The organism is Streptomyces sioyaensis, from assembly GCF_004122735.1.
GTDB classification, from domain to species: Bacteria; Actinomycetota; Actinomycetes; order Streptomycetales; family Streptomycetaceae; genus Streptomyces; species Streptomyces sioyaensis.
The window spans coordinates 1-12,493 of sequence record NZ_SDIF01000152.1 but is presented as its reverse complement, the minus strand read 5'-3'; the positions used below and the strand labels follow the sequence as shown (position 1 = coordinate 12,493).

Annotated in this window: 13 protein-coding genes; 9 read left to right on the top strand and 4 right to left on the bottom strand. The window is 71.7% G+C overall.

Annotation, left to right across the window (positions count from 1 at the left end; translation table 11 throughout):
- Nucleotides 1-130: 130 nt before the first annotated feature.
- Both EST54_RS30590 and EST54_RS30585 read right to left on the bottom strand, forming a co-directional pair.
- Nucleotides 131-442 carry a DUF4326 domain-containing protein gene (locus EST54_RS30590; RefSeq protein ID WP_129250955.1) on the bottom strand — a complete coding sequence of 104 codons (312 nt, stop codon included), beginning with the start codon at nt 440-442 and terminating at the stop codon, nt 131-133.
- 181 nt (nt 443-623) lie between these two features.
- Nucleotides 624-926, bottom strand: coding sequence for a hypothetical protein (locus EST54_RS30585; protein ID WP_129250954.1), 303 nt, complete (start codon nt 924-926; stop codon nt 624-626).
- Between the two features lie 533 nt (nt 927-1,459).
- Between EST54_RS30585 and EST54_RS30580 the strand changes: the two genes are divergently transcribed.
- The 8 genes from EST54_RS30580 to EST54_RS30545 all read left to right on the top strand — a co-directional run bounded on the left by EST54_RS30580 (nt 1,460) and on the right by EST54_RS30545 (nt 9,733).
- Nucleotides 1,460-2,071 carry a flavodoxin family protein gene (locus tag EST54_RS30580; RefSeq protein WP_129250953.1) on the top strand — a complete coding sequence of 204 codons (612 nt, stop codon included), beginning with the start codon at nt 1,460-1,462 and terminating at the stop codon, nt 2,069-2,071.
- 953 nt (nt 2,072-3,024) lie between these two features.
- Nucleotides 3,025-4,026 carry a methyltransferase gene (locus tag EST54_RS30575; protein WP_129250952.1) on the top strand — a complete coding sequence of 334 codons (1,002 nt, stop codon included), beginning with the start codon at nt 3,025-3,027 and terminating at the stop codon, nt 4,024-4,026.
- Between the two features lie 29 nt (nt 4,027-4,055).
- Nucleotides 4,056-4,706, top strand: a complete 651-nt coding sequence (locus EST54_RS30570) for a thermostable hemolysin (RefSeq protein WP_129250951.1) — start codon at nt 4,056-4,058, stop codon at nt 4,704-4,706.
- Nucleotides 4,693-6,264: an AMP-binding protein gene (locus tag EST54_RS30565; protein WP_129250950.1), complete on the top strand. Its 1,572-nt coding sequence runs from the start codon at nt 4,693-4,695 to the stop codon at nt 6,262-6,264. The genes EST54_RS30570 and EST54_RS30565 overlap by 14 nt, the downstream gene beginning before the upstream one ends.
- Entirely contained in the window at nt 6,261-7,202 is a 942-nt protein-coding gene (locus EST54_RS30560) for a TauD/TfdA family dioxygenase (RefSeq protein ID WP_129250949.1), read from the top strand. The genes EST54_RS30565 and EST54_RS30560 overlap by 4 nt, the downstream gene beginning before the upstream one ends.
- The gene (locus EST54_RS30555; RefSeq protein WP_129250948.1) at nt 7,199-7,867 is read left to right on the top strand and encodes an O-methyltransferase; all 669 of its coding nucleotides are present in this window, start codon (nt 7,199-7,201) and stop codon (nt 7,865-7,867) included. The genes EST54_RS30560 and EST54_RS30555 overlap by 4 nt, the downstream gene beginning before the upstream one ends.
- A gap of 82 nt (nt 7,868-7,949) precedes the next feature.
- Entirely contained in the window at nt 7,950-8,477 is a 528-nt protein-coding gene (locus EST54_RS30550) for a nuclear transport factor 2 family protein (RefSeq protein ID WP_129250947.1), read from the top strand.
- On the top strand, nt 8,474-9,733 hold the full coding sequence (locus EST54_RS30545; protein ID WP_244942646.1) for an amidohydrolase family protein: 1,260 nt from the start codon (nt 8,474-8,476) through the stop codon (nt 9,731-9,733). The genes EST54_RS30550 and EST54_RS30545 overlap by 4 nt, the downstream gene beginning before the upstream one ends.
- A gap of 25 nt (nt 9,734-9,758) precedes the next feature.
- On the opposite strand, the gene EST54_RS30540 is transcribed toward EST54_RS30545, so the two are convergent.
- Nucleotides 9,759-10,268 carry a MarR family winged helix-turn-helix transcriptional regulator gene (locus tag EST54_RS30540; protein ID WP_129250946.1) on the bottom strand — a complete coding sequence of 170 codons (510 nt, stop codon included), beginning with the start codon at nt 10,266-10,268 and terminating at the stop codon, nt 9,759-9,761.
- Nucleotides 10,269-10,440: 172 nt separating this feature from the next.
- Here EST54_RS30540 and EST54_RS30535 point away from each other — a divergent pair, with 172 nt between their 5' ends.
- Nucleotides 10,441-11,250, top strand: coding sequence for an alpha/beta hydrolase (locus EST54_RS30535; RefSeq protein ID WP_129250945.1), 810 nt, complete (start codon nt 10,441-10,443; stop codon nt 11,248-11,250).
- Between the two features lie 85 nt (nt 11,251-11,335).
- Here EST54_RS30535 and EST54_RS35740 read toward each other — a convergent pair whose 3' ends face one another.
- Nucleotides 11,336-12,259 (bottom strand): CAP domain-containing protein, encoded by a 924-nt coding sequence (locus EST54_RS35740; RefSeq protein ID WP_239013584.1) that lies wholly within the window; start codon nt 12,257-12,259, stop codon nt 11,336-11,338.
- Nucleotides 12,260-12,493 lie beyond the last annotated feature (234 nt).

Sequence of the window (12,493 nt, the reverse complement as noted above, 5' to 3'; positions counted from 1 at the left end):
GGGCGACGGAACTGGTGGCCCAGTACTACTGACAGGCACTAGTGGCAGGCACTACTGACAGGTGCTACTGACGGCCCGGGGCCGTGCCGTGGGCGCGCCACGGCACGGCCCCGTCGACCGTCCGCCGGGCTCACTCCATCGAGTCGGCGATCTCGGCGATCACCTGGGCATGGCAGGGCTCCGGAAGGCACCAGCAGCCGAGCCTGCGGCCGCGCAGTGCGGGCAGGAGAGCGAGCAGATCGGGGCGCTCCAGCAGATGGGCGCGGTATTTCTCCAGGACCTCCGCGCGCGTTCCGTCCGGTCCCGGACGGAAGGGGCTGGCCAGTGGTGAGGCCTTGAGGTGCCAGCCGCCCCGGTTCATCGCCCGCCCGACGTAGACCACGTCGGCGTACTCCGGATCGTCCCGATGGCCCTTGAGATTGACAACTGTCGTGCGCTGCATACCGTCATTCTCCCGCCGTACGCCGCATCCGGCAGCGCGACCCCCGCGCAGGTCGACGGCGGGTGCCTCGTCGAGACTGCACCCAAGAGAGACGGCGGCCCGCCCCCGCGTGTTCGAGGTCACGCGGGGGCGGCGCCGGCACCCGGTGACTACCGGGGTGCTGCCGGGCGGTGCCGGCGGCTTACAGCGGGCGGGCCCACAGGTCCCACTGGAGACCCGAGCCGTCGCAGAACGGATCGGCCCACTTGCCGCTGCTGACCAGGTCGGTGCCGGCGGCCTGGCAGCCACTGAGGGTCCAGAACTTCTTGCCGGTCCACACGGTTCCGGGCGGGCCGTCCATCGGCTTGGCCGGGTGCTGCGCCTGGGCCACCGGTGCGGCGGCCGTAGTGGCGGAGGTCGCGTGGGCCTGAGCGGCGCCGCCCAGCCCGAGGGCCGTGAGGGTGGCGGCAGCGAGCGCGGTGGTGAGAATTCGCCTGTTACGCACGTGATTTCCTTCCCCGTTGTTCCGGACCCCCTGCGGGCCCGTCACTCTCCACACGGATGCGGCCCCTTCGGCGTATGACACCTCGCCATGTGGCGTGGGTCACATGCGGTGTTGGGGGGGCGGTCGGTCCCACCTCCCAACGGGTGGGCCGAGCGGTCCCACCTCGTCCCCGCCTCGCCCTGATGTGATGAAAACCCTTGGCCGAAAAGGTATTTGACGGGACGTCAATTCCATCAATCAAGGGGAGCGCCGACCGCAGGATGTGTGTAGCGGTGCCCGATTCGTGCGCCGCGTCGGCGGCGTGGCCGTGGCGGTTGTGGCGTCGAGGGTTGTGGCCTGCGGCGGCCCGTGCGATCGGTCGAGTCGGCCGCGTGAACTGTGTCGACTTGTACGTTTGCCGGTTCTTTTCAGGGTGTTGGCCGGAGACGCTTGCCTTGGAAGTGTGTGGGTGGATAGCGTAACCAGCACCTAAAGCTTTCTGGACAGCTTTAGTGAAAGCTAAAACACTGGATCGTCCCGGGTGGGGGAGAAGTATGCAGATCAAGGTTGCGGTGGCATACCACAGCGGATACGGACACACCGCAAAGCAGGCGGCGGCCGTCGCGGCCGGCGCCGAGAAGGTTCCCGACACCCAGGTGCGCCTGGTCTCCCTTGCCGAGCTGAACGACGAACTGTGGGAGGTGCTGCAGGAGTCCGACGCGCTGATCTTCGGCACGCCCACCTACATGGGCGGCAGCAGCGCCGTCTTCCGTGCCTTCGTCGAAGCCACCAGCCAGGTCTGGGGCGACAACATGCGCTGGAAGAACAAGATCGCCGGCGGCTTCACCAACAGCGGCAACATGGCGGGTGACAAGCTCAACGCGCTGATCGACATCGCGCTGTTCGCCGCCCAGCACGGCATGATCTGGGTCGGCCTCGCGGAGTACGGCGGCTGGAACACCTCCACCGGAAGCCCCGAGGACCTCAACCGGCTCGGCAGCTGGCTGGGTGCCATGTCCCAGTCGAACAACGACGAGGGGGCCGACGTCACCCCCTGCGCCAGCGACCTGCGCACGGCCGAGGCCCTCGGCCGCCGGATCGCCGAGACCGCCCACATCCACCGGGCCGGCCGCGCGGCCGTCGAGTTCGACGAGGTGTCCGGCTGACGCCTGGCGGACCGTACTGAGGCAGCTGCGACGGGAGGGGGGCCCGATGAACAGCGATCAGCGGCAGGTGCGCCCTGCGGACGTATCCAGTGAGGAGGTCCACAGCGGCGCGCCCGGCCGCCGGGTACGCCTCACGACAACTGCCCCGGGGGGTGGGGCGGTTCATGCCATGACGGGGCGGGCGCCGTGGCCGGGAGCGTGCCGGCCGCCACGGCCTGCGACGCGGACGGTTCGCTCCGTCCCCCGCCTCCCGCTGCGGAATGCTGCGGGCCGAGCCGGCCCTCCTTCGCACCCATCCGGTCCGGGGGAGCGGCAGGATGAGCACCCACCGTCAACCGCTCGCCGCGGCAACGGGTGTGGTCCCGCGCGCTCCTGCCGGGCCGGTTCCGGCCGCCCGCGGTCGGCGCCCTCCGCTCCGAACGCTCCGGACCCGCCGGGGGCCGAAGCCGTCACTCGCCGCGGCACCGACTCCGTCCTACCGCTGCCACCCGGCCTCCACCGAACCGCTCCTTGCCGACCGCACACCGGCCGATGACCCGGCTGCCCGGCACCGCAGCGGTTCGTACGCCATGTCGGCGAGGAGGCGCCGGGGCCGTGCGGCCGCAGGTGCCGCAATGTCCGGGCGGCCGGTTTTCTCCCGTGCCTTATGGGGCGGGGACCGGCGTCGGACAGCGGCGCACACCACCAGCTGAATTCCGCCCGGCGGGCCTGCCTCACCGGGTGAAGCACCACGGCACCACAGCGCGGAAACCGCTCCGCTGCGCCTACCGGGCGCGGCCGGAACCGGCCCGCCCCGGGGCGTACTCGGTCCCTCCGGTCCCGGCCGGCTGAAGCTCGTCCCCGTACGGCGGTCCCACCACCTTCACCGTGCCCGCGGGCCTCCGCGAGCACGGCATGACCCTGCCGCGTACCGTCTGCGCGGCTGTCCCCTGCCATCCCGAGGAGATTCAGCCATGTTCAAGACCACCACCGACGCAGAGCTGGCCGGCAACCCGATCGACGAGGTGATCGGGTCCACCATCCGCTATGCGGCCCTCACCTCCGCCGCCAAGCTCGGTGTCTTCACGGCCCTGGAGGAGGGCCCCAAGACCCTCGACGAGCTGGCCGCGGCGATCGGCGCGAGCACGGACGGCACCCGCGCGGTGGCCGATGTTGCCGCCGTCCTGGGCTGGCTCGCCCTGGAGGACGGGCGGTACCGCAACGGCCCGCTCGCCGAACGCTGGCTGGGCAAGGACGCCGAGTACGACTTCACCCCGGCGCTGCTGTGGGCGTACGAACTCACCAACGTCATGTGGGAGCTGCCGCAGGCCGTACGCGACGGCAAGCCCGCCCAGTCCCTGTGGGAGCGCTGGGCCGACAACCCCGAGGCCGGGCGGGACTTCTCGGCTTACATGCGGATCAAGTCGCGGCTGACCGTGCAGTCCATCGTCGACGCCGTCCCGCTGCCCGAAGGCGCCCGGCGCCTCCTGGACCTGGGGGGTTCGCACGGACTGCACGCCATGGCCATGTGCGAGCGGCACCCCGAGCTCTCCGCGACCATCCTCGACCTGCCCGAGGCGCTCGCCGACACCGGCGCCGCGATAGAAAAGGCGGGCCTGGCCGACCGGATCACCCTGGAGCGCGGCAGCTTCCTCAGCGGCGATCTCGGCACCGGCTACGACGTGGTCTTCCTCTTCGAGATCGTGCACAACCACACCGACGAGGAGAACCGGGACCTGATCGCCCGGGCCGCCAAGGCGCTGCGGCCCGGCGGCCGGATCGTGGTCCTCGAAGACGTCCGCGGTGAGCAGCTGGACGAGCACAACGCCGCCTTCTCCCTGGCGATGTACGCCTGCTCCGGCGACCGCACCTACAGCCTGCCGGAGATCTCCGGCTGGCTGACCGACGCGGGCCTGTCGGGCGTCGAGCGCATCGCGCTGCCCTCTTCCGTCTCTCTGGTCGTCGGCACCAAGTAGAGCCGGCAGCCGGGGAAGGGGGGAGCACCGTGCAGATCGATCTGGCACACCGGTCGACCAGCTCATGGCTGGACGCCGCGGACCTCGCTCGTGAGGTGTACGCCCAGGCATACGGCGCCGATGTGGCGCCCCGGCCCGACTCATTCATCGTCGCCCGCCCGGCCGGCGACGGGACAAAGGAGCCCGCGGCACCACTGGCCTGCGCGGGGCTCACCTTCGGCAGCGACCGGGAGCTGTTCTCCGAGCGGTACCTCGACACCGGCATCGAGGACGCCGCACTGGCCCGTCTCGGGGTCTCGGTGGACCGCAGGCGGGTGGTGGAAGTGGGGGCGCTGGCCACCCGCCGCTCCTCGGTCGGCCGCGAACTGATCAGAGCCACCCCGATCATCGCCTGGTGCCTGGGCATGGAGTACATCCTGTGCACCGTCACCCGGAGCCTGATCACGACGCTGGGCCGGACCGGCATCTGCTTCGTGCCGTTCGGCCCCGCCGACCCCCGCCGGCTGTCTCCCGACGAGGCGGCCCGCTGGGGCTCGTACTACGACCACGAACCCCAGGTCGGTGTCATCGCACTGAACGCCCTGGACCGGCTCTTCTCCGACGCCACCGGGCGCTACTCCGTCACCGATCTCCAACTGAGCATCAGCGCCATGGAGGTGGCCGGCCATGCTGGGCATTGAGCAGAGCCTGGTCGGACGCGGTGAATCGACGCGTCCGCTGATCGAGGTGCTGGGGGAGGACGGCACACCGGCGCGCACCCTCACCTACCGGGAAGTGACGCGCCGAGCCGCGGACCTCGCCGAACGGATCGGCCACGGGGACGGCCGGCCGCCACGAGTCGGCGTGGTCTGCGGCAACACCCCCGAATTCGTGGTCGCCGACCTCGCCCTCATCGCCGCGCACGCCATCGAGGTGCCGGTCCCGCTCGCCTTCTCCGCCGAGCAGGCCGCCGGTCTGCTGGCGGAGACCGATCTGTGTGTGGTGGACGCCGCCGGGCAGGAACGCCTCACCCAGTGGGGGAGGGAGCGGGTCCTGCGCCCGGACTGCACGGTGCTGCCGCTGAGCACCGACGGACCGGTGCCGTCGGCGCCGCTGGTGCTGCGCGGGGCCGGGGCCGGCGGTGCCGACTGGGAGTGCAAGGTCATTCACACCTCCGGCACGACCTCGCATCCCAAGGGGGTACGCATCCGGGCGGCGGCCCTGAACGAACTGCTGGGCTCGCTGCGGTCGGTGATGCCCCGCGGGGCCTTCGCCCGCTATCTGTCCGTCGTTCCCTTCAGCCTGCTCATCGAGCAGGTCACCGGCCTGTACATGGTGCTGCTCGACGGCGGGACGCTCGTCCTGACGCCGCCCGGCAAGGCCCTGGTCGGCACCGCCGCGGCGGCCGCCGCCGACGTGCTGCCGTATGTGGCGGCGGCCCGGCCGACCGCGATGGTCGCCACGCCCGCGCTGGTCGACGCCTTCGCCACCGCCGCGGACGAGGCCGCGAAGAGCGGACAGGAGGTGGCGAAGGCCCTGTTCGGCAGCGACGTCGCGCCGCTGCTCTGCTGCGGCGGGGCGCCCGTCCACCCCGAGCTGCTGCGCCGGCTGGAGGACCACGGCCTCCCCGTCCACGAGGGGTACGGGCTGTCCGAGAACAGCTCAGTGGTCAGCTGGAACACCCCGGACGCGCGCCGCCCCGGGACCGTCGGCCGACCGCTGCCGCACGTCCGCGTCCGGATCGCCGACGACGGTGAACTCCTCATCAACAGCACCTCGTTGTTCGCCGGCTACACCCGCGACGACCCCTCCAGCCTGATCCTCGACGCCGACGGCTGGCTCCGCACCGGCGACCTGGCCCGGATCGACGAGGACGGATTCATCAGCATCACCGGACGCAAGAAGAACGTCATCATCACCGCGGCCGGCCGCAATGTGGCACCCGAGTGGGTCGAGGCGCAGTACGCCCAACTCCCCTTCGTCCGCGCGGTCGCGGTGTTCGGTGACGGACTCGACGCCCTCCACGGGCTGTTCCTCGTCGAGGAGTCCACCGACCTCGCCGCGGCCGGGGAGGCCGTCCGGGAGTTCGGCGCGGCGCAGCTGTCCGAGGTGGAGCGGGTCGCCGTACCGCACCTCGCCGTGGCCGACGAGCGCCTCTACCGCCGGTTCTTCACCGTCACCGGACGGCCCATGCGGGCGGCCATCCGCGCCGCCCTGTCCAACGGAACGCTGTACGACCACCAAGGAGCAGACGCATGACCACGATCGCTGACGTCCGGCCCTACGGCGGTGCCACCGGCCGGCTCGTCCTGCCCGCCGGGGACCGGTCGCTCGGTGCACTGGACCCCGCATGGGTCACCGGGCTGCTCGCCGACGCCGGTTTTCTGCTCTTCCGGGGCTTCGACACCGACCTGGAGGCGTTCACCTCGTTCGTGAAGGCGCACTCCAGCCGGATCACCCTCGATCCGGCGCGCTCCTTCCACGGCGGCTCCGTCGCCCAGAAGGTGGACGCGGGCACCGGAGCCGTCGGCCTTCATCTGGAGAACGGCAACAGCCCCTTCGGCCCCGACCTCACCTGGTTCCTGTGCGAGAAGGCCGCGGCCAGCGGCTCGCAGACCACCGTCTGCGACGGCTACCGCGTCTGGGACGCGGCGAGCGACACCGCCCGCGCGGTCTTCGGCGTCAAGGACATCATGTACAGCCGTCGGGTCGAGGAGCCCAAGTGGAAGGCGTTCGTCTGCCACCAGTCGGAAGGCCGTAAGGACCCCGACCAGGTCACCTTCGACGACATGAAGGAGCTGGTGGGCGGCAATGTGTCCACCACCCTCCAGCTCAACGACGACGGCTCGATCCACTACGCCTACCGCACCGGCGCCGCCCACCCCACCCTCTTCGGCAGCCGGCTCTCCTGGGCCAACAGCGTCTTCGGCCCCTCGTACAACTACGAAACGCCGCGGATCACCTTCGCCGACGGCACCGAGATACCCGAGGAACTCCTCGCCGAATTCCGCCGCCTGACCGCCTCGCTGACCGAGGAACTCGACTGGCAGGACGGCGATGTGGCGCTGATCGACAACACCCGGGTGATGCACGGCCGGCGCGAGATCCTCGACACCGACCGGACCATCTACAACGCCCAGAGCTACCTCGAACCGGCACTGCTGACCGCCGCGCGGGACGGGAGGGCACAGGGATGAGCGCCGCACCCGCCGGACTCGACGACCCGCGCGTCGCAGCCGTCCTGGACGAGATCGCCCGGACGGCCGAGAAGGGCGACCGGGAGGTGATGGAGCGCGCCTACGCCACCGCGGCCGACTGGCCGCAGCCACCGACCGCCCAGGAGGCCGCCGAGCTGTGCGCCCAGGCCGCGCTGCCGGTGCACCCGCAGGTCGGCACCTTCCTCTACCAGCTCGTACGGAGCCTGCGCCCGGCCCTCGTCGTGGAGTTCGGGACCTCCTTCGGCGCCTCGACGATCTACGCGGCGGCGGCCCTGCGCGACAACGGGCACGGCCGCGTCATCGGATCGGAGCTGCATCCCGGAAAGGCGGCCCGCGCCCATGACCATCTGACGCGCGCGGGGCTCGACGCCTGGACCGAGATCAGGATCGGCGACGCCCGCGAACAGCTCGCCGACCTCCCCGGAAGCATCGATCTGCTGCTGCTCGACGGATGGAAGGAGCTCTACCTCCCCGTCCTCAAGGTGCTCGAACCCGCTCTGCGGGCCGGCACCCTGATCGTCTCCGACAACCTGCCGATGCTGCCGGCCGAGTTCACCGACCATGTCCGGACCGCCGGCAACGGCTACCTCTCCCAGCAGCTTCCGCTCGGAGACGGTGTCGAACTCTCCCTCCGCCTTCAGTAAACGGGACACTGCTCCCGGGCCGGAGCGCGCACCCGCCGGCCTCCGCGCCACCCCGTCCACACGGAAAGGGCACCGACCACCTGTGAAGCCCCGCACCCAGCGCCGCACCCTGCTCCGGGCCGGCCTCGCCGCACTGCCCCTGGCGGCCGTGGCCCCGGCCGCGCACGCCGCCGAGCCGTCCGGCCGGCTGACCGCAGCCGATGTCTCCTGCTGGACCGACGCCTATCTGGAGGCATGGCGGACCAAGAACGACACCGCCGCGGTCCGGCTGTTCACCCCCGACGCCGTGTACGAGGCGGTGCCGGGCGTGGCCGCGCAGACCTTCCGCGGCCGCGACGCCATCGGCCGCTACTGGCGCGACATCACCGCCGGACAGAGCGAGATGACCGGCCGTCACGGCACCCCGGTCGTCACCGGCAACCGGGCGGCCGTCGAACTCTGGGTCACCCTGCGGGCGCCCGCCATCAACCCCGACGGCGAGCACTGGGTCACCTTCCTGGAGACCAACATCCTGCTCTTCGCCCCCGACGGCCGGTGCCGGCGCAACACCGAGTACTGGAACCTCCAGATGGGCCGGCTCGACCCGCCCCAGGGGTGGGGAGCCGCGTGACCACAGCACGCACGCTGATCACCGGTGGCCGGGTCCTTACCATGGACCCGGCCACCGGTGAACTGCCTTGCGCCGACATCCTGGTGGAGGACGACCGGATCACCGCCGTCCGCCCCGACCTCGACGCCGCTGGGGTGAGCGAGCGGATCGATGCCCGCGGATGCCTGGTGCTCCCCGGCTTCGTCGACACCCACCGGCACATGTGGCAGGCGGCGCTGCGCGGCAGCGGTGCCGACCAGACCCTCGACCAGTATTTCGCGACCGTCCTGCACACCCTGGCACCGCGGCTCACCGCCGACGATCTCCATCTGGGGAACCTGCTGAGCGCCCTCGGAGCCCTGGACGCGGGGGTGACCACCGTCCAGGACATCTCCAACGTCGCCAAGCCCACCGAGGAACACACCGACGCCCTTCTCGATGCGCTCACCTCATCCGGCCTGCGCGGCGTCTTCGCCTACGGACACGGCACCGCGGACGACGCCCGACGGGTCCGTGACCGGCTGCACCACGAGGACAGCCTGGTGACCATGGCGCTCAACGCCGAGGCCGGCAGCGACGAGAGCACCCGGCGCGGCTGGGGGCTGGCACGGGAACTCGACCTGCCGACCGCCCTGCACGTCCGCGGCGGCAGCCCGGTCTCCCGGCTGCGCCGTCTCGGCGTCCTGCGCCCCGGCACGGTCTTCATCCACGGCACCGGCATGGAGCCGGGCGAACTGCGCCTCATCCACGACAGCGGTGGGGCGCTGTCGGTCGCGCCCGCCATCGAAATGACGATGGGACACGGGCTGCCGCCGTTCGCCGCGGCGGCGGCCGCCGGTCTGCGGCCCAGCCTCAGCGTGGACGTCGAAGTCGCCGCGCCGAGCGATATGTTCACGCAGATGCGGGCGGCCTTCCAGATCGGCCGCTTCGCCGCGCTGCACGGCCCGGCCAGCCCCGAGGCGCCCCTGCTCACGGCGCGGGACGTCCTGGAGTTCGCCACCCTCGGCGGCGCCGTGGCGCTCGGCATGGCGGACCGGATCGGCTCCGTCACCCCGGGCAAGCAGGCCGATCTGCTGGTGCTGCGGACCGACCGCCCCGGTGTGGCACCGGTGCACGACGCCGTCGCGGCCGTCGTGTCGTCGATGGACCGCGCCGACGTCGATACCGTCATGGTCGCCGGGCGGATCGTCAAGCGCGCGGGAGCGCTGCGCTACCCCGGGCTGCCCCGGCTGCTGGCGCAGGCGGAAGGCGTACGCGACCGGCTGGCCGCCCGCTGAGACATCCGCCGCCGGCGGCCCGGCGTCAGCGGCGGATCAGCACGCCTTCCTCGATGGCGGCGAGCGCGATGCGCAGCTGTTCGCTGAGCGCCTTCGCGGTGCGCTCCGGGATCCGCTCGACGAGCCGGGCGTGCACGGCGGTGGTGGCGCGCACCGCGGCCTCGGCGGTCTCCACCCCGCTCGGCGTCAGCTGCACCCAGCTGCTGCGCGCATCGTCCTCGGCCGCCGCGCGGGTGACATAGCCGGCCGCCACCAGGCGCTTGATGACGTTGCTGGTGCCGCCGGAGGACAGCAGCAGGGCGTGCGTCAGGTCGGTCGGCTTGAGGCGGTACGGGGTGCCGATGCGCCGAAGGGTGGCGAGCACGCCGTACTCGGCCTGAGTGAGGCCCAGCTTCTCCAGCTCGGCGCCGGCGGCGATGTCGAAGGCCGAGACCAGGAGGGCGGTGCGTTTGGCCAGTTCCAGCGGGAGACCGGCGATTTCGGGCAGCTCGTGTCCCCAAGCCGAGATGATCTCGTCTACGTGGTCAGGCTCCATCGTGAGCCGCCTTCCCTCTGCCCGATTGCTCCATACAAAGGTATCTCACTGTCCGCGCAGGCACGTTCTGACCTGGGGAGACAGTGTGAGTACCAGATGTGGACGCCGTGAAAAGCTTTCTAGCTATCTTTCAATATAGCTTTTCACAATGCTTTCTCTCTATGCTTCTCTCATGTCCCTACGTGAGTCGAGGCGTGCCCTGGTCCTGGCGGCGATCCTGGCCATGGCTCTGACCTGTGTCTCTGCCTGTGCCGACCGCGCCCCGGACACGGCCGCACACGGGAGCGCGCTGGCGGAAAACCGCCGCTCCGCCGAGGAAGGAACCGTCGGAATGCCAGAGTTCACCGCCGCACCCGCCCAGCTGCCGTCGTGCTTCCACGGCGTCCGGCGGGCCGGCGCGTACCGACTGCCCGGCTCTTCGGGCAGCGGCCGGCTGGTCACCCTGGGCGCCGGCCCGCGCGGCGTGGTCTTCGCCCCCATTTCCTGGGGCGACGCCTGCGAATGGGCGGCCGAGGCCAAGCGCCTCGTCGCCGACGGCTACCACGTCGTCACCTTCGACTGGGGAACGGACCGCCGCCGGACCATCTCCGACGCGACCCGCCTGCTGCGCGCGCACGGCGCCACCGGCGTGGCCTGGGTGGGCGGTTGCATGGGCGGCACGCTGATGCTCAGCATGCTGGCGGACCGCGCCGAGCGTCCGGCCGGCGTCGCGGGCATCAGCCCGCTCGCCTCACTGGGTGGCTACACCGCCGGGAACGGCTCGTCCTACGACGGTGAACTGTTGCTCCTGGGCACCGCCGACGATCCGCTCTCCGACGAGGGGCGACTGCGCGAGGTCGCCCGCGGCTTCCCCGAGGCCGAGGTCGCGGTCCTGCCCGGCACCCTGCACGCCGCCGAGATCTTCGCCGGCCCGCACGGCGACGCCGCCCGCCGCAGCCTGGACGGCTTCCTCGGCCGTACCTTCGCCCCGGCGGGCGGCTGACCCGTGCGCGGCCGCGGGCCCCGGCGGGCCGGACCGGAGTCGATCCGGTCCGGCCCGGTCCGCCGGGTGAACCGCGGCGGCGGGGTCAGGAGTGGGTGGCGAAGTCCTGCGTCCACCACGGGCCGTTGGCGCTGAGGTTGACGCCCACTCCGGTGGACTTGTAGGAGCAGTTGAGGATGTTGTCGCGGTGGCCCGGGCTCTTCATCCAGCCGTCCATCGCGGTGGCCGGGTCCTTGGGGCTCTTGAAGATGTTCTCGGCCCAACTGCTCCACCGGAAACCGGCGTTGGTCATACGGGTACCGGGATCGACGCCCTCGGGCGTGTTGTGCTCGTAGTAGTTGCGGGCGGCCATGTCGTCGGAGTGCTTCTGCGCGGCGGTCTGGATATGGGAGTCGACGGTGAGCGGACCGCAACCGTGCTGCGCCCGCTGGGCGTTGACCAGCTGCACGATCTTCTGCGCGAACCGTGCGGCGGTCCCCGTCGCGGTCTGCGTGCCGCCGGGCGCGCCGGCCCCCGTTCCGGACTCGACGCGGGGCGTGCGCGACGCCGTGTCCCCGGCGCTGCCCGTGCCGTGGCCGGAGCGGGTGGGGTGCGGCCGGGGCGCGGCGTGCCGCTTGCTGGGTCGTTCGGACTTGGACGGGGAGGCGGAGGGCTTGCGGTCCTTGGGGGGGTGCGAGGCGCTCGGCGCCGTGGACGGGGAGACGGTCGCCGTGGGTGTCTTCGGCACGGACTGATTCGCGGCGAGCGCCTGGTCGGCCCCGGAGCCGGGGCGTATCAGCAGCACACAGGACCCGCCCACGACGATCACGGCCGCAACGGCCACGACCGTGGTGTTCCGCCGGGCGTGACTGCCGCCGCGGTGCAGACCGCTGCGGCGTCCGTGCGGCCCGCCCGAGCGGCCGGCATCGGAGGCGCCGGAACGCCGGTGCGCGGCGGACTCTGCCGCCCGGCGGCCGCCCCCGGTCGGGGCGTGATCGGGGAACTCCGGCTGACGGTGGTCGTTGTTCATGGTTCCGTTTCCTGTGGGGGTCGGGTTCGGCCGGACCGAGGGACCGGCCGGATCCGCGGGCCGGTTGGGCCGGTCGGTCGGATCCGTCGGGTCCCTGTGGTCCGACACATGGGAGAGCACGGGTGCGGACCCCGATAACGGAAACTGCGAAAAGTTCTTTCGGGAGGGTTTTCGGGCCCGGCCGCTACGGGCCGGGCCCGAAAACCCTCCCGAAAGAACTTTTCGCAGTTTCCG